This window comes from Aeromonas enteropelogenes (genome assembly GCF_000819845.1).
Lineage (GTDB): Bacteria > Pseudomonadota > Gammaproteobacteria > Enterobacterales > Aeromonadaceae > Aeromonas > Aeromonas enteropelogenes.
Window position 1 is genome coordinate 1 of record NZ_CDCG01000046.1, and the last position, 15263, is coordinate 15263.

Below are 15263 nucleotides of genomic sequence, written 5' to 3' on the forward strand. Positions count from 1 at the left end.
TCCCCCGCCAGACCCACCCTGGCCAACAGCCGCTGCCCGAGCCAGCGCAGCATGCGCCCGTAGGGGGGCTGCTCCGGATTGTCCCAGCGCCCCGCCAGCGCCGCCGACCAGAGCTCGCTCACCTTCTCCACATAACGCCGGACAGTGAACAGCTGGTTAGCCCGCGTCTGCCCTGCCCGCCCCAACCGGCTGCGCAGGGCGGGATCGCCCAATCGCTGCCAATGAGCCGCCATCTGGCGCCAGTCGCCGGGGTCGGCCAGAAGGCCCGTCACCGTGTGTTCCACTACCTCGGGGATCCCCCCCACCCGATAGGCGCTGACCGGCAGCCCCAGCATACCCGCCTCGGCCAGGGTCAACCCGAACACCTCCTCGCGGGCGCCGGAAACCAGCAGATCCACCCCGCCGCGCAGGATGGCGGCGCTGTCAGGCCGCTCCCCGAGAAAGTGCACCCGCCCGGCCACTCCCAGCTCAGCGGCCAATGCAGTTAGCGCTGCCAGCTCGGGGCCGCTGCCAATCACCAGCAGCTGTGCCTCCTCCCCCTGTCGGGTCAGCTCGGCCAGGGAGCGGATCAGCAGATCCACCCCCTTGCGCTTGATCAGCGACCCTATGGTGGCCAGGATCAGCTCCCCCGGCGGCAAATCCAGCATGCCGAGCACGGGCCAGTGGCGCCCCTCGCTCAGGCGCGCGCTGTCCACCCCGTTGGCGATATGAACGAGACGGCCATGCTCGCAGCCATCCTCCCGCCAGGGGGCCAGCACCGGCTGGCTCACCCCGATCAGCACGTTGGCCTGATGCACCCGCAGGCTGAACCTGTCTCTGGGCTGATAACGGGCGTGCAGATGGCACACCAGCGGCACCTTCATCTTGCGGCACACCCCGGCCAGCCACTGGCAGGGGGCGGCGCTGTTGGCGTGCACCAGAGTGATGCCATGCTCCTCGATCAGCGCCTGCGCCCGCTGGCACAGGGCCCGATGGGCGGCCAGATCGAAGCGGGGGGCCTGCCACCCCAGCAGCAGAGAGAAGGGCTCAACCACCGCCTTCACCCCGAGCAGGGCGGCCTCCTCTGCCAACTGCTGGCTGTTGCACCAGAGCAGGGGGGCAAAGCGGCTGCGATCCAGGTGGGCCAGCAGATCCAGCAGGCAGCGCTCGCTGCCGCGGATCCAGTTCTCGCCGTAATGCACCAGCAAAATGGGGGTTGCGCTCATGACTCAGCTCCCTTGTTTGGTTTATCCCGCTCCGCCCCGGCCATGGCCATTTCCGTTTCTCTGGCCTGCCGGACATATTTGATGGCTGCCACCGCCAGCGACAGCTCCAGATAGATGGGCCAGGTAAAGCCCTGGGTCAGGAAGGATCCCGAGATGACGAACCCCACCATGCTCGCCATCACCCCCTGCATGGCAGTCACTACTGCAGGAGGCATGCCATCCAGTGAGCAGCGCCAGGTCCGGTAGAGGGTGACCACCACCATGCCGATGAAGATGAACAGCCCCACGAAGCCGGTTTCCGCCAGCACCCCGAACCAGGTGGAGTGCACCGCGTGGTTGAGGCCGTCCCAGTGGGGGCTGAAGAAGAAGTAGTTGTAGTAGAAGTTGGAGAGCCCCACCCCGATGAGCGGATGGGCCAGCGCCATGCCCCAGGCGGCCTGCCAGGCATAAAGCCGCCCCATGGCCGAGGCGTCCACCCCGCTCTCTGCCGCCCCGCCGGAGGCCCGATCGCTTATCCCGGCGGCGGCAAAGAGCACCAGCAGCGCCAGCGAGCCGCACAGGATCAACACGGTTTTCGACTGCACCCGCTGCCAGGCAAAAATGCCGCTCACCGCGCAGATCCCGAGCAGACCGCCGCGACTCTGGGTGGCGATGATGGCGGCAGCCACCAGCACGAACCCCACCGCCCCCAGGATGCGCCCTCCCAGGCCATTACCCCGGTTGAGCAGCAGACTCAGGGAGAAGCCGGCGGGAAACAGCAGCACCAGCGCCAGATCGTTGGGATCCCCCAGCACCGAACCGAGCTCGCGCCCTATGGTGACCCGGGTCCCCTCCACCAGCCCGATGCCGCTGCTCTTGTTGTAGAGCGCCACCAGGGCCACCATGCAGCCGGCCACCACGAAGGCCCGCACCGCCAGGGCGAAGTCCTCTGGCCTGCGCACCAGCCAGGCGGTGGCCAGCGTCATCAGGTAGATCTTGCTGTAGCTGCCGGTCCAGGTGGCGATCGCCTCCCCCCGGTTGCTGGCAAACAGCACCCCGATGGAGACGACGATGAAAAAAGCGGTCAACCAGCTGAGGGGCTGGCTCCAGTAGGGCTTGATGCGACCGGTCAGCAGGGTGTGCCAAACCAGGGCGCCGATCGCCGCCAGCGAGAAGAGCAGCGGGATCTTGAGGGGATAGAGCTGGGGAAACACCTCGTGCAGGCGGAAAAACGAGAAGGTGACGAACCCCAGCACCATCAGAAACGGCCAGCGCAGGGCAAACCAGATGGCGGGAATGGCCAGCCCCAGCACCGGTAGCAGCAGCGGGTGCGGCAGCCGCCACCAGAGTCCGGCCACCACCAGGGTGGCAGTCAGCCCCCAGAGGGCGTGGCTCAGGCGGCCCATTGCCCTGCCCACCACTGGCCGAGCCACATCATGGCAAGGGAGCCGGCACCGCTCGCCCACAGCGCCGAGAGGCGGTAAGGCAATGGCAGCAACCGCTGGCTCACCAGATAGAAGGCGAGCGCCCGCACCAGATAGACCAGCAGCAGGGTCCAGATCACCCCGGCCACCCCGAAACGCGGAATGGCGAGCAAAAAGCCAAGGACGCCGAGCAAACTGCATCCCAGATTGATAACCATCTGGGCCTTGCTCTCCTCCCCGCTGAAGCAGCCGACATTGAGCAGGTCAGAGACGTTGCGCACCGCCATCCCCAGCACCAGCAGCGGGATATAGGCGATGGCCCCGTGATAGCTCTCCGGGGTGAGCCAGCGAATGAGCAGGGGGGCGGTGAGCCCCACCACCCCGGCGGTGGCAAACCCCAGCACGGAGCCCAGCACGCTGTAGTGGGCGTTGAGGCGCAGGCCGTCCGGCTCCTTGAGCAGCATGAAGCGGCGCGGATACCACCAGAGGGCGAAGGGTTGCAGCAAGAGTCCCACCGCCAGCGCCAGCTTGCCCGCCACCGCATAGTAGGCCAGCAGGGCCTCGCCGACGTGTTCGGCCAGCAGCCAGCGATCCAGCCCGCTCAGGGCAAAGCCCGCCAGCCCGCTCACCACCAGCGGCATGCCGTAGCGCAGCAGGGGGCGATAGTATTGCCAGTCAAAGCGAATGCCACCATCGCGCCACTGCCAGAGGCTCAGCAGCAGCGCCAATCCGACACAGGTAAGGGTGCCGGAGGCGAGCACTCCGCTCACTCCCCAGCCAAGCCAGAGCCACCAGGCGGTCAGCAGGGACTGGATCACCGCCTTGCCGGCGGTGGCCACGAAGAAGAGGCGGGCCTGATTGCGCATCCGCAGCCAGGCCAGCGGCACCCCGATCACCCCCTCGAACGGCAAGGCGCTGAGCACCCAACGCACATCGGCAAGGCGGGTTTCGGTTGGCAGCAGCCGCTGCACCAGGGGCGCCAGCCACCAGAGCAGCACCAGGCTGGCCAGGGCGATGATCCAGACCAGGCCGAACACCCGCGCCACCACCTGCTTACGCTCGCCTTCATCTGCCGCCATCCCGGCGAAGCGATAGAGGGCGTCCACCAGCCCGAACCCCAGGATGAGGGAGCCCAGGTTGATGATGGTCAAGAGCACCTCCAGCTGGCCATACTCCCGGGGCGCCAGCAGGTGGGTCAGCACCGGCAGCATCAGCAGGGAGATCCCCTTCATCAGCAAGAGGCCGGCGGCGTAATAGATCATGGCTATCTGGTTTACTCCGAGTCTCATAGGGCCTCCCAGCCACCAGGCAACGGATCTTGGGTCATCTGTGATCAGCCAATGCAAGGGGCACGCCAGCCGGTGCAATTCCCCGTGCTGCCCTATATGCCGCGCTCTCGACCCTCACAGCAACGCACATCAGGCCCAAAATGAATCTGATTTTTGCGTTTTGCAGCCCGGCCGGCGCAATTTGCACAGCGCCTTGCCATCCAACCCCCTGGCAGGCGGCCGGCGCGAGCCAGCAGCGTGCTGAGCGTCAGTTGGCCCGATCCCTGCTAGTGCCTGACTGGTCGGCCATGACGGCAGCAGAGCCAAGGGAGAGCACACCATGAACAGCATCAGCCTGTACCGGATGAAAACCTGGGCCAAGCAGGGAGAGACGCCGCTGGCCCGCCTGCTGTGGCGCCTCGCCAAGGGGGCCCGCAGCTGGAGCTGTCCGCTCATCCCGCCCCTGCACGGCCTGCTCTATCGCCTCTATCGGCTGACAAGCCAGACTCTCGCGACCCTGGCCCGCACCCTCTGGTGGACGCCGCTGTTCCAGTCTCGCCTGCGCGCCCCCGCCCCCCGCCTCTATCTCTATGGCGGCATCCCCTTTATCAGCGGCCCCGTGTCGATCGACATCGGGACGGATTGTCGCCTCAGCGCCGCCATGACCATCAGCGGCCGCCCCTCGAGCAAGGGGCCCGCTCTCAGGATTGGCAACAACGTCGGCATCGGCTGGCAGACCACCATCGCCGTGGGCAGCAAAGTTGTGCTCGGCGATAACGTACGCATCGCCGGGCGTGCCTTCCTCGCGGGCTATCCTGGCCACCCGCTGGATGCCCAGGAGCGGGCCCGGGGACTGCCGGATCGGGACGAGCAGGTCGGCGACATCGTGCTCGAAAACGATGTCTGGCTCGGCACCGGCGCCATGGTGATGGCGGGGGTGACCATAGGAGCCGGTACCGTGGTCGCCGCCGGCAGTATCGTGACCCACAGCCTGCCTGCCGGGGTGCTGGCCGCCGGGGTGCCGGCCCGGGTGCTGCGCCCCCTCGATGCACAAGATTGCCGCGACGCGCTGGCAGAGAGTGCCGCCAGCCGCCCGAGTGAGGAGAAACAGCCATGAAACCGTCGAGCGCACAGCCCCAACTGGTGGTACTGGGGGAAGACTGGGGTCAGCACCCCTCCAGCACCCAGCACCTGATCAAGCGCCTGCTGCCGGACTATCGGGTGCTCTGGGTCAACTCCATCGGCCTGCGCCGCCCCCGCCTCAATGTGCGAGATCTCGGCCGCCTAGGGCGCAAGCTGGGGGCCGTGCTGCGCCGCCCGGACAAAGGCGAGGTGCAGTCAGCCGCCATCCAGAGCGGGCCGACGCCCCAGGTGATGCCGCCGCTGGCGCTGCCCCTGCCCGGCAGCCGACTGGCGGGGCGGATCAACGGCCACTGGCTGGCGGCCCAGATCCGCCGCCATCTGCCCGAGCTCGACAGGCCCCTGCTCTGGATCTCCTTGCCAAGCGCCGTGGATCTGGTGGGCAAGCTCGGTGAGCGGGCGGTGATCTACTACTGCGGCGACGACTTCTCGGCCCTGGCGGGGGTAGATCACGCCGCCATTGCCCGCTGCGAGGCCAGGCTGGTAGAAAAAGCGGACCTTATCCTGGCCGCCAGTCCGGCGCTGGCCAGCCGCTTTCCCCCCCACAAGACCCGGCTGCTGAGCCACGGGGTGGATCTCGGCCTCTTTATGCCACCCCAACCCAGGCCGGCGGATCTGCCGAGCGGGCGCCCCATCACCGGTTTTTACGGCAGCCTGAGCGACTGGATAGACGTTCCCCTGTTGGCGGAGACCGCTCGCGCCCTGCCCCACTGGGATCTGGTGCTGATAGGGCCCAGGCAGACTGACCTGAGCCCGCTGGCCGGACTGCCCAATGTGCACCTGCTCGGCCCCAGACCTCACCACACCCTGGCCGCCTACGCCCAACACTGGCAAGTGAGCCTGCTCCCCTTCGTCGACAATGCCCAGATCAGGGCCTGCAATCCGTTGAAGCTGCGCGAGTATCTGGCGACTGGCCGGCCCGTCGTCAGCACCGACTTTCCGGCGCTGGACGGCTATCGGGAGCTGGTACACCTGCCCCGCCCGGGCGACACCCTGGCCCAGGCCATCCAGCGCGCCGCCCTCGACGCCCCCGGGCAGGACTGGTTTCAGCGCTACGAGTGGGAGGCGCTGACCCGGCACGAGGGAAAAGCGCAGCGCCAGCAGGCGGTGGCGCAGCAGAGCTGGGATCACAGGGCCGATGAGCTGAAAAACTGGTTGGCGGGGCTGCTCTGATGATCTGGCTGGCGGCGCGTTTGCACAGAGCATGCTGGCTGCAGGTACTCGGCCTGATAACTCTCTGCCTGATAACAGGGAGCCCGGTGAGGGCGGCGAGCCGCCTTGATGGCCCCACCCCCTTGCCACTGAGCGGCGAGCAGACGCCCCAGCGGCTCCCCTTCGAACGCCTGCCCTGGCCCATCGGGGCGGATGACGAACTGGTGATCGAGGGTCACAATCCCGCGGCAGGCCCCCAGACCCTGATCCTGCGGGTCGATGACGCCGCCTCGGTCAACTACCGCAGCCGGGTCAATCTGGAGCGGATCATCCCCCCGGGTCCCTTCACCCTGCGCTTTTCGTTAAGCGACTGGCGCACCGCCCAGCCCAGGGCCCTGGCCCTCGACCAGCTCACCAAGCTCTATCTCTTTATGGCTGACGGGGCGACGCCGCTCACCCTGACACGCTGGTACTGGTCCCCCGGGCTGACCCTGCCCACCGGCACCATAGCCCTCGACCTGGGGGCGAGCGACTCGCCCCGCTTCACCGGTTTCGAGACCCTGGCACCGGGGGATCCGCGTCTGCTGGGCCACCCCAGCCCCATATTGCGCCCCTCCGGCGATGCGCTGATCCGCGACGGGCTGCGCAACCTCGACGGCGTCAGGCTGGAGGTTCCCAAGGGGCGCTACCAGCTCACCCTCTGGCTCGACGATCCGGGCGAGTGGGAGTACCTGCCCCACCCCCTCGAGCGCAGCGTGTTGATCGATGGCGAGCCGGTCTGGGCCGAGCGGTTGCAGCCGGGCGAGTGGCTGGCCCAGCGCTATCTCGCCGGCCAGCAGCAGGAGGCGCTGCCCAATCCCGACCCCTGGCAGCTGTTTGGTGCCCGCCAGGGGGGGCCGGTCAGCCTGGTGCTCGAGCACCCGGGCGGCCCGCTCACCCTCACCCTGGGGGGCAATTCGCCGGATGCGAAATTCCTCGCCGGCCTGCTGCTTGCTCCCTATCCGGCGGCGGACAAGCAGGCTGATGCCAAGGCTAACCCGCTGGCCGAAGCCACCCGGCGGGTGCTGGCCAAGCAGCGTCAGCTCTTTACGGAGAAGTGGGCCCTGGCTCCCTATTCGCTGCCAGAATCCCCCGCTCGCCTCACCCTGACCCCCATCGCGCCGGGGCAGCCGACCTTGAGTGCCAGGGCCAGCCCGGCCCCCCCCGCCACTCCCGTACTGGCCGCCCAAGGCAGCCAGCTGCTGCTGGAGTTTGTCATCGAGACGCCCGAGGATGACGCCGCCCCCCTGCTGGTGATCCAGCCGCCGGCGGCCAACGGCGTCACCCTGCCGCTGACCCCCTACCACGGCCAGTGGCATCTGGTGCGCCCCCAGGCGAGCGGCACCCTGCTGCTCCCCTCGGATCAGGAGCTGGTGGAGGGAGTGGCGGGGCTCACCCTCAAACGCCAAGTGCCGAGGCGCCTGGTGCTGCATATCCCCATTTCGCGAGATGCGCCGGCAGGGCGCTATCAGGGCAATATCCAGCTGCTCAGCCACCAGCAGCTGGTGCAGCTCCCGTTGGCCATCGAGGTGCAGCCCCTGACCCTGCCCGCCGCCAGCAAGCCGGTCGGCATCTACCTCGACACGCCCCCCTACCTTGGCTGGTTCGGCCAGGGCCCGGATCTGGCCAGCGCCCAGCTGGCCGCCAGTCGCTGCGATCTGGCGCGGCTTGCCGGGCTTGGGATAAGTGGCGTGGCCCCCGCCCTGCCCCAGGATGAGGCCGGGATGCGCACCACCCAGGAGGAGGCCATCGGCCTTGGTTTTCACATGCCGCTGCTGGCCTACGCTTCGCTTAAGCGCTGGGGCAGCGACACCAACAGCCGGCTCGATGCCTGGCAGCAGCGCCAGGCGGCCTTTCGCGCCCAGGGACTGCCCCCCCTGGCCTGGAGCCTGTTTGACGAGCCGGATCTCGGCGCCCTGCCCGCCATCCTGGCCATGGCCCGCGAGATGAAACAGCGGGATCCTGCCGTGGTGCGGGCCGGTCACTTCAACCATCCCGCCCAGGCGCCCTTGCTTGCCGAGGTGGAGATAGCCCTGGTCAACGCAGGCTTTGGCGCCGACAAGGCCGATGTGGAACGGGTCAGGGCCGCCGGGGCTGCCCCCTGGTTTTACAACCTCGGCACCCCGCGCGCCGCCGGCTTCTACCTCTGGCAGAGCGGGGCCGAGGGTTACCTGCAGTGGCACGGGCGCATGCCCACCGCCCTGCCCTACGACCCCACCGACGGGCGCGAGAGCGATTTTCTGCTGCTGGGCCCGCAGGCCTGCGAGGCCCATCGCCTCTCCTACGATCTGCTGCTGCTGCAACAGGGCATCGAGGATCTGCGCTGGCTCACCTGGCTCGAGCAGGCGGCGCGCCAACAGGTGGATGCAGCCCTGCTGCTGCAGCGGCTGCGCGAGGCGGTGCCCACCCGCTGGCAGCAGGCCGAAGCGCTCCCCACCAGCCGCTGGGCCAGCTTTCGCGGCGAGATTGAACAACTGGCCAAGCGCTTGAAAACATTGCAAACTGGAGCCAATTCATCCCCCTGACTGGCCAGCTTATGCCGCATCAGAACGTCACCAACATAAAGGCTTTTGGGCGCCAGAGTACCGGGCGTCGTCCCCGTCACATCAAGCTTGCCGCAGGCTTGCTGCTCTCCTTGCTGCCCTCTTTGCTACCCTCTTTGCTACTCACAGGCTGTGCCCGCCAGACACCCACCGAGGATCCCTTCCCCATGCTGGCGCAGTTGCGCCAGCAGCAGCTGGCCGAGCAGGCCCAGCTGTCGCTGACCTATCAGGAAGAAGCGGTGATGTTGGCGGCGGATCAGGAGCAGCAGTTGCACCAGTTTCTCGGCCAGCGGGATCCGGCGAAGATAGCCCTTATCAGCGGCCCCGGGCCGCAGACCGACATGCTGGAAAGTGCGCGCCTTGCCAGCAGCCGCCTTGGCAAACTGGCCAGCTTGCTCAGTGCCCGCGCCATCGAGCTTGAACCACGCTACGACCCCATGCTGGCCCCGAACAGCCTGCTGATCCGGGTGCTGCCGGCCAATGCGGCCAGCCCCCTCAGCGAAGCTGGCCAGGCGCAATAAGGGCAAGACAGGTCGCAGGCAGCGCGACCCGATAGAGGGGCGCCGGCGCATCGCCCCACAGCTTGTGCCAACCCTGATTGAATCGATAGGCCAGCAGTGGCGGCTCCGGGTGCCACTGCCCCCGAAACATTACCCCCTGCAGCTGGCTAGCGCCTGCAAGCCGCACCGACATGGCCTCCCGATCCGGGGCCACCGCCATCGCCTGCAAGACCCCGTCACAATCTGGGTGGCGCAGCCGGTAGCCGACATAGGTGCCCCCCAGCAAGGGGCTGGCCCCCTGCCGCTGCCAGCCGAGCTGGCGGAGCTCCTGCAGCATCTGGCGCGCGCCATCCACCGGCTGGCGGTGCTGATAGCGCCACCCCATGGCGCCGGTGGAGGCCAGTGCCAGCAGCAACAGCCAGAGATATCCCCTAATCGGTGGTGACATGGCGCCCCCTGTTAAACAGCAGAGTCATCAGCAGCAGCAGCACCAGCCACTGGTAGAGCTGGGCGAGCGTGCCGGTATGCAGCCAGCCGTACCAGCGCAGATCCAGGCTCATCAGCACCAGCCGCAGCTGGTTGCTGCCGATGTAGAGCAGCAAGACCAGCCCCAGCAGGGGCAGCTGACGGTGCAGCGCCCGCCCCGGAGCCAGCCAGCAGGAGGAGACCAGCCAGGCCAGCGCCACCAGATAGAGCTGGGAGAACGAGGAGCAGCCCTTGAGCACGATCAGGGCATGCCCCCCCACCCGCTCGATGCGATTGCCGCTTTGCACCGTCTCCCACCCCAGCAGTTGCAGCCACTGGCCCACTCCCCAGGCATCGAGCGCCAGCACGGGGCCGGAGCAGAGGGCAAAGAGTTGCTGCCCCCACAGCACAGCCAGGGTGAAGGCCACCACTATGTGCAGCGCGGCGCGCTCGTCCCAAGGCTGCTGGCGCCGCCACAGGCTCGCGGCCAGCAGCAGGCAGGCCAGCGCCTTGCAACTGGCGCTCGGGATCAATAGCAGCAGCGAGAAGAGCAGCAGAGCGGCGCGGCCAGGTTGCCAGGCTGGCGCAACCCGCGATGCAATTTGCCACCAGATGGCAATCAGCAACACCACCAGCAGGTTGAAATGGCTCGTGTTGAGCCACACCATGGCCCACTGATTGAGCAGGCCCAACAGCAACCAGTTGGGCGCCCACTGCCAGGGACGGATCTCCATCGCCTCACCCCGCACTTGTTCGTTTTCATCCTGTGCGAAGACCGCAAATTTCATGCCTGCTGCTGATACCTGCAAAGTGGCACGCTTTATTCATTCTCCCCATCGGCACTGAGGATCAGGGCCAGGCCCCAAGGAGAAGGAGTGAGTTATGAGACTAAAACCGTTGGCAGGGCTGGTGGGGATGCTGCTGGTCAGCGCCCCCGCCTACGCTTTGACCGAAGTGGATACCGAACTGCAACTGCTGATGGATGTGTCGGGCAGCGTCAGCGCGTCCGAATTCAACCTGCAGTTGCAGGGCTATGTGGACGCTTTTTACAGTCAAGCGGTGCAAGACGCCATCCTGGATACCAGCGACGGCAAGCTGGGCACCATCGCCGTGCAGATGGTGATGTGGAGCGGCTCGACCCAGCAGGCGGTGATGACCGACTGGTTCTACCTCTATGACATGACCTCCATCAACGAGTTTGCCGCCACCCTGGACGCCCTGACACGCCCCTACTCGGGGATGACGGCGCCGGGCTCGGCCATGCAATTTGGCGCCCTGCAGTTCGATACCAACGACTTCACCGCCACGCGCCAGGTGATGGATGTCTCCGGTGACGGGATCCAGAATGCCGGGCTCGACACCGCCACGGTGCGGGATCAGCTGCTCGCCTCCGGCATCGACACCATCAACGGCATCACCATAGGCCAGGACTACCCCGATGGGGTGCTGCAGGATTGGTATCTGAACAATATCGCCGGCGGCGAGGATGCTTTTGTCATCAACGCCACCACCTTCGCCGATTTTGGCAGCGCCCTGGAGCTGAAACTCGCGGCCGAGATTGAGGGGGGTATTATCCCGGAGGGTGCACTGGCGGCCCCCATCGAAGAGATCCCGCTGGCGGCCCAGCTGCTGCTTGGCATGCCCTTGCTGCTGGCCTGGCGTTATCAGCGCCGTACTCAAGGTCACAACCAGCAGAACGCCGAATGGCAACGGATGCCGGTCATCGGCTAGCAGTTACACCGTCTGTAACTTTTGTTATGAGTAGGGAGCCATAGCTCCCTGTTTTGTTAACGAACTTACTGATTTCTTTGTGCGGCCATACGCTCCCTAACCTCTGGCGGTACGTGATCTAACCACTCAATAACCCCGGTTTCTGGATTTACATGAACTAATATTATCCCTCCGGGTGAACCGCTTTTTTCAATTTCGAGAGATGCTGCCGAATGGCCATTAACATGATACTCTGCAATAAACTCCATAAACTTGACCACTATATTTTCATAGTCGATGTCTGGTGAAAACTTTGGAATCAACAGCTTGAAGTTATATCCATCCTTTCCTTCTGCCATAATGGAGTAAGCCATGGAATATGGGTTGTTTTGGCGAACTTTCCCTTTAGTTCCCATTAACACAGGTTCAAAACGGGGCTGACTAATTGTTTTTTTGGTTAGTTTTGCCAGTGACGATTTCAGTGCTTTATAATGATCGCTACCCATATCTTTGAGAAATTCTTGAAAATAGGCTTTGGCAACAAATGCAATAATTGCTGTTGGAAGAAACCACTCAACTGCAGCATAAGGCCCAGGCTCAGGCCTCTCATGTATTTTCAATTCTAATTTATCGTGCTCAACTTCCGTTTCAAAATCACCAAAAAAAGTTCGGTCTATACTATCAAGATATATTATTGACACATGAGGTTTCTGCTGCATATTTTCTCCTATACATAAACAGCTCGTTCAGCCTGAAAAAAACGTACCTTTACTTGTTATATATTTCATACCTTTGGAATCATTTTCAGAGCTCTTAGCCGCTCATCATTGGCGGCCTCTGCACCAATACATGTTTGGCTGATGAAGGTTGACACCGCTGGGCCAGCGTGAATTTTATTTATTCTTTCTTTAGCTGCATAAACATGTTTTAGCCGAGAAAAAACATCTTCCCACCATTCACGACTATATTTTTTGATCAGGCTATCTTTTATCTTGTACATTCTTTCCTTACTATTGGAACTTTCATCAGAACCTATAACACTGGCCCATATCATTCTTTTCTGTAAATCATTAGGAACCCAGCATTGCTTTTCAAGCTTCATTATAACGTCAGGGTGTAGATAGAGTTTATGTTCTCGGAGCATCCTATGAACCCATAATGGCTGTGCCTCTTTATATGCTTGAGCCACTTCTAATCTAGAAGCCCCTTGAACGTGATCTTTCCATGTTTCTAGTTGATCTATATTGCTCAATTTCGTGGATAATTTTTCCATAGGTCTCTTACATCTAATGCTGGATAATAACCTGACAATAACTCACCACCAAGCTCAACCACAACAACCGTGGTTCATAGGAAATTGAAATTATACGTATTGACACCCACTCTTGAACCATTTGTTATAACCACCCTAAAGCAACAACTCTGCAGCTTCAAGTACATGCTGCTGTGCACCTTTATCATTACTTAACAAAGCTAACTGTCCCGCTGCTAAAAGCCCATAATTATTAGCAAAGGAAATAAGATCCCTAACAAAACCATCTGTATAGTTTGGTTCAATATTTGAGCCAGATATTCGTTTGGCGATTTGTGCCGGGCCTGAATGCGTATAATTATTTAGACTTTCCCAAATGTGTTTCTTAGCATCTGACAAACCAGTGACATTACCATTTCGACTACTCTCAAGATCAATTACCAAGGAACTAAATTTTTTGTTGAACTTATCTTTTCTTAGTTTCTCGATGTCTTGTGGTAATGCACAATATTGAAACCAAAGTCCTTTCACATAACTCTCAAATAAGCATCTAAGTAAGGAACTAGCAGAACCATAAAGTTTTAATTCTATGAGTGTCAAAATAGACCTCTGGTGTTCCATACAGATTGAGAAGTAAGACGATGCAATCATCACCTTTTCGGATTTAGGCAATTTAATTTCATTTAAACCGGACTCTAGCTTAATCAAAATCTCTCTCGAATGTTGCATTCTTTACCCCCAGGTTATAACAGTAATGAGCTGAAAGGTGCTATTAATACACTATCATCACCCTCAATATGACTCCCCCCATCACTTTTCAGCACAACCAATATATAACTTTAAAATCAATATTTTATAAACCAGCACATGATTTATGAGTATATTATCAACGTTTTATGTCGGCTCCACTTGTATCACTATGTAAAACCACAGTCAATAAGCGAAATAAGAAACTGCCACCAGACCTTAGCTTTGCAATCACATCCTAATTCGACGCAAACCATAGTCGTTGGTCAAGGCGCTATCTGAGTGACATAAAAAAGGCCTCATTACGAGGCCTTATCAGAAATATTCAGGTTCAACGTGGTGGCCTGCCTTGACGGCATGGGCAAATATCAACCCGGCACCTCCACCAGTGGCGGCTGGGCATGGGCCGTCTGGCCGCTGTGAGCATGCACCGGTTCGCAATAGGGAATGCGGCTGAGCACCGGCGCCTTGATAAGCGCTGCCAGCTGATCGGTGCGGCGCAGGCTGGTGTCCGCCAGTTCAATCAGCAACGCCAGGCCGCAGCCGAGCCCGAAGCCCCCCACCATGCCGGCAATCAGAAACAGCCAGAGCGGGTAGTTGCTGGGTTTGCTCGGAGCGAAGGGTCTGTCGATCACCTTGATCCGCTCGCCGGGCTCAAAACTGCCAAGCGCCCCGGTCACCTTGGCCTTCTCGTAGCGCAGCAGCAGATCTTGGTAGAGGGAGCGCTTGACCTCAAGATCGCGCTCCAGCTCCGCCAGCTGGCTCTCCGTTTCGCCCTGGGAGGCCACCACCTTGTTCAGATCGTCTAGCTGGACCTGCAGCGCGGCGGTATTCTGCTCGGCCTCGGCCAGCTGTGCCCTGGCCTGATCCCACTCGGGCCCAACCGCCACGCCGGGTTTGTTCTTCTGCTGTTCCAGCTCCTGCTGCAACTGCTCAATCTGGTAGCGCAGGCTCTGCACCTCGCTGTGCTGATCGCTGTAACGCACCCGCAGCAGGGCCAGCTCGGTCTGCATCTGTTGCAGCTTCTCCTCCAGGCTGCGGGCCGTCGTCCCCTCCTGGCCGTGGGAGAGCTGCTCGACCCGGGTCTTGGCCTGCTGCAACTGGAGCAGGCTCTCGGCGTGGCGATCTTTCAGGCCGTAGAGCCGGGCGGCGTTGGCATTTTGCTGATCCGGCAGGGCGCTGGCATGTTCGCGCTTGAAATCCGCCAGCAGCTGTTCGGCCCCCTGCAGTTCGCTGCGCCGGCTGTCGAGCTGGCTTTGCAGAAAGCGCTCGGACGACTCGGCCGACTGGCGCCCCTTGTTCAGGAGGTTGAAGAAGAAGCGGCGCGAGACGGCCTCCAGCAGGCCGGCACTGCTCTCTGCCGAGTCTGCCTTTACCTTCAGCTCGATCACCTCGTCCCCGATGAGGCGGATGGAGACGGACGCCGAGAGCCAGTCCATGATGGCGTCGCGCTTGGCCGGCGGGGTGTTGTCATCCACCAGCTTGCGGTCCCGCGCCACCCCGTCCATCACGTAGCGGCTGCGCAGCATGGCCTCCAGCACCGCAAAGCGATCCTTGAGGCTCTCCTGGGTGATCAGATCCTTGAGGGTCGGCATCTGGTTGGAATCCTGCGGCACCATGAAGGTGGTGCGGCTCTCGTACACCTTGGGGCTCAAGAGGCCAATCCCCACCCCCACCAGCGGCATGACCAGGGCCGGCATCAGAATGAGATAACGGCGCCGCCAGGCGGCGAAGAGGATGATGTAGAGGTTGTAGTAGAACTGAACCGGCATGGCGTCACTCCCCTCAAGGCAGGTATGGCATTCCACGAATGGATGGGGAAATGCAAGGGTAATGCCA

General features: G+C 62.5%; 14 protein-coding genes. 5 read left to right on the top strand and 9 right to left on the bottom strand.

The window, feature by feature from the left end:
• The 3 genes from BN1123_RS19430 to BN1123_RS19440 all read right to left on the bottom strand — a co-directional run.
• The coding region (locus tag BN1123_RS19430; RefSeq protein WP_052449286.1) for a glycosyltransferase family 4 protein at positions 1-1205 on the bottom strand (1205 nt) is incomplete at its 3' end.
• On the bottom strand, positions 1202-2590 hold the full coding sequence (locus BN1123_RS19435) for an O-antigen ligase family protein (RefSeq protein WP_042029104.1): 1389 nt from the start codon (positions 2588-2590) through the stop codon (positions 1202-1204). The genes BN1123_RS19435 and BN1123_RS19430, both read right to left, overlap by 4 nt.
• Positions 2578-3897 (bottom strand): lipopolysaccharide biosynthesis protein, encoded by a 1320-nt coding sequence (locus BN1123_RS19440; RefSeq protein ID WP_042029105.1) that lies wholly within the window; start codon positions 3895-3897, stop codon positions 2578-2580. The genes BN1123_RS19435 and BN1123_RS19440 overlap by 13 nt, the downstream gene beginning before the upstream one ends.
• 319 nt (positions 3898-4216) lie before the next feature.
• Between BN1123_RS19440 and BN1123_RS19445 the strand changes: the two genes are divergently transcribed.
• Genes BN1123_RS19445 through BN1123_RS19460 form a run of 4 tightly spaced genes read left to right on the top strand, consistent with a single transcriptional unit; the run spans position 4217 to position 9271 of the window.
• Positions 4217-4993: an acyltransferase gene (locus BN1123_RS19445; protein WP_042029106.1), complete on the top strand. Its 777-nt coding sequence runs from the start codon at positions 4217-4219 to the stop codon at positions 4991-4993.
• On the top strand, positions 4990-6189 hold the full coding sequence (locus BN1123_RS19450; RefSeq protein ID WP_042029107.1) for a glycosyltransferase: 1200 nt from the start codon (positions 4990-4992) through the stop codon (positions 6187-6189). The genes BN1123_RS19445 and BN1123_RS19450 overlap by 4 nt, the downstream gene beginning before the upstream one ends.
• Entirely contained in the window at positions 6189-8732 is a 2544-nt protein-coding gene (locus BN1123_RS19455; RefSeq protein ID WP_326938644.1) for a hypothetical protein, read from the top strand. The genes BN1123_RS19450 and BN1123_RS19455 overlap by 1 nt, the downstream gene beginning before the upstream one ends.
• Positions 8733-8743: 11 nt before the next feature.
• Complete coding sequence (locus BN1123_RS19460) at positions 8744-9271, top strand: hypothetical protein (protein ID WP_224212385.1); 528 nt, start codon at positions 8744-8746, stop codon at positions 9269-9271.
• On the opposite strand, the gene BN1123_RS19465 is transcribed toward BN1123_RS19460, so the two are convergent.
• Positions 9246-9698, bottom strand: a complete 453-nt coding sequence (locus BN1123_RS19465; RefSeq protein WP_042029108.1) for a hypothetical protein — start codon at positions 9696-9698, stop codon at positions 9246-9248. The two genes, BN1123_RS19460 and BN1123_RS19465, sit on opposite strands and share 26 nt — an antisense overlap.
• The gene (locus BN1123_RS19470) at positions 9682-10503 is read right to left on the bottom strand and encodes a hypothetical protein (protein WP_042029109.1); all 822 of its coding nucleotides are present in this window, start codon (positions 10501-10503) and stop codon (positions 9682-9684) included. Before BN1123_RS19470 ends, BN1123_RS19465 begins: the two co-directional genes overlap by 17 nt.
• Before the next feature lie 94 nt (positions 10504-10597).
• On the opposite strand from BN1123_RS19470, the gene BN1123_RS19475 reads away from it, so the two are divergent.
• Positions 10598-11446, top strand: a complete 849-nt coding sequence (locus BN1123_RS19475; protein WP_005301401.1) for a DUF1194 domain-containing protein — start codon at positions 10598-10600, stop codon at positions 11444-11446.
• A gap of 65 nt (positions 11447-11511) precedes the next feature.
• On the opposite strand, the gene BN1123_RS19480 is transcribed toward BN1123_RS19475, so the two are convergent.
• The 4 genes from BN1123_RS19480 to BN1123_RS19485 form a co-directional block, all read right to left on the bottom strand.
• Positions 11512-12144 carry a hypothetical protein gene (locus BN1123_RS19480; protein ID WP_042029110.1) on the bottom strand — a complete coding sequence of 211 codons (633 nt, stop codon included), beginning with the start codon at positions 12142-12144 and terminating at the stop codon, positions 11512-11514.
• Between the two features lie 65 nt (positions 12145-12209).
• Positions 12210-12698 (bottom strand): hypothetical protein, encoded by a 489-nt coding sequence (locus BN1123_RS21110; protein WP_082037583.1) that lies wholly within the window; start codon positions 12696-12698, stop codon positions 12210-12212.
• A 135-nt stretch (positions 12699-12833) separates the two neighbouring features.
• On the bottom strand, positions 12834-13406 hold the full coding sequence (locus tag BN1123_RS21570) for a DUF6988 family protein (RefSeq protein ID WP_156130757.1): 573 nt from the start codon (positions 13404-13406) through the stop codon (positions 12834-12836).
• Between the two features lie 386 nt (positions 13407-13792).
• Positions 13793-15196 carry a GumC family protein gene (locus tag BN1123_RS19485; protein WP_042029111.1) on the bottom strand — a complete coding sequence of 468 codons (1404 nt, stop codon included), beginning with the start codon at positions 15194-15196 and terminating at the stop codon, positions 13793-13795.
• Positions 15197-15263 lie beyond the last annotated feature (67 nt).

Excerpts from the sequence above, each read along its gene's own strand:
- BN1123_RS19435 (WP_042029104.1), bottom strand. The coding sequence starts at position 2,590 with ATGGGCCGCCTGAGCCACGCCCTCTGGGGGCTGACTGCCACCCTGGTG.
- BN1123_RS19440 (WP_042029105.1), bottom strand. The coding sequence starts at position 3,897 with ATGAGACTCGGAGTAAACCAGATAGCCATGATCTATTACGCCGCCGGC.
- BN1123_RS19445 (WP_042029106.1), top strand. The coding sequence starts at position 4,217 with ATGAACAGCATCAGCCTGTACCGGATGAAAACCTGGGCCAAGCAGGGA.
- BN1123_RS19450 (WP_042029107.1), top strand. The coding sequence starts at position 4,990 with ATGAAACCGTCGAGCGCACAGCCCCAACTGGTGGTACTGGGGGAAGAC.
- BN1123_RS19455 (WP_326938644.1), top strand. The coding sequence starts at position 6,189 with ATGATCTGGCTGGCGGCGCGTTTGCACAGAGCATGCTGGCTGCAGGTA.
- BN1123_RS19460 (WP_224212385.1), top strand. The coding sequence starts at position 8,744 with ATGCCGCATCAGAACGTCACCAACATAAAGGCTTTTGGGCGCCAGAGT.
- BN1123_RS19465 (WP_042029108.1), bottom strand. The coding sequence starts at position 9,698 with ATGTCACCACCGATTAGGGGATATCTCTGGCTGTTGCTGCTGGCACTG.
- BN1123_RS19470 (WP_042029109.1), bottom strand. The coding sequence starts at position 10,503 with ATGAAATTTGCGGTCTTCGCACAGGATGAAAACGAACAAGTGCGGGGT.
- BN1123_RS19475 (WP_005301401.1), top strand. The coding sequence starts at position 10,598 with ATGAGACTAAAACCGTTGGCAGGGCTGGTGGGGATGCTGCTGGTCAGC.
- BN1123_RS19480 (WP_042029110.1), bottom strand. The coding sequence starts at position 12,144 with ATGCAGCAGAAACCTCATGTGTCAATAATATATCTTGATAGTATAGAC.
- BN1123_RS21110 (WP_082037583.1), bottom strand. The coding sequence starts at position 12,698 with ATGGAAAAATTATCCACGAAATTGAGCAATATAGATCAACTAGAAACA.
- BN1123_RS21570 (WP_156130757.1), bottom strand. The coding sequence starts at position 13,406 with ATGCAACATTCGAGAGAGATTTTGATTAAGCTAGAGTCCGGTTTAAAT.
- BN1123_RS19485 (WP_042029111.1), bottom strand. The coding sequence starts at position 15,196 with ATGCCGGTTCAGTTCTACTACAACCTCTACATCATCCTCTTCGCCGCC.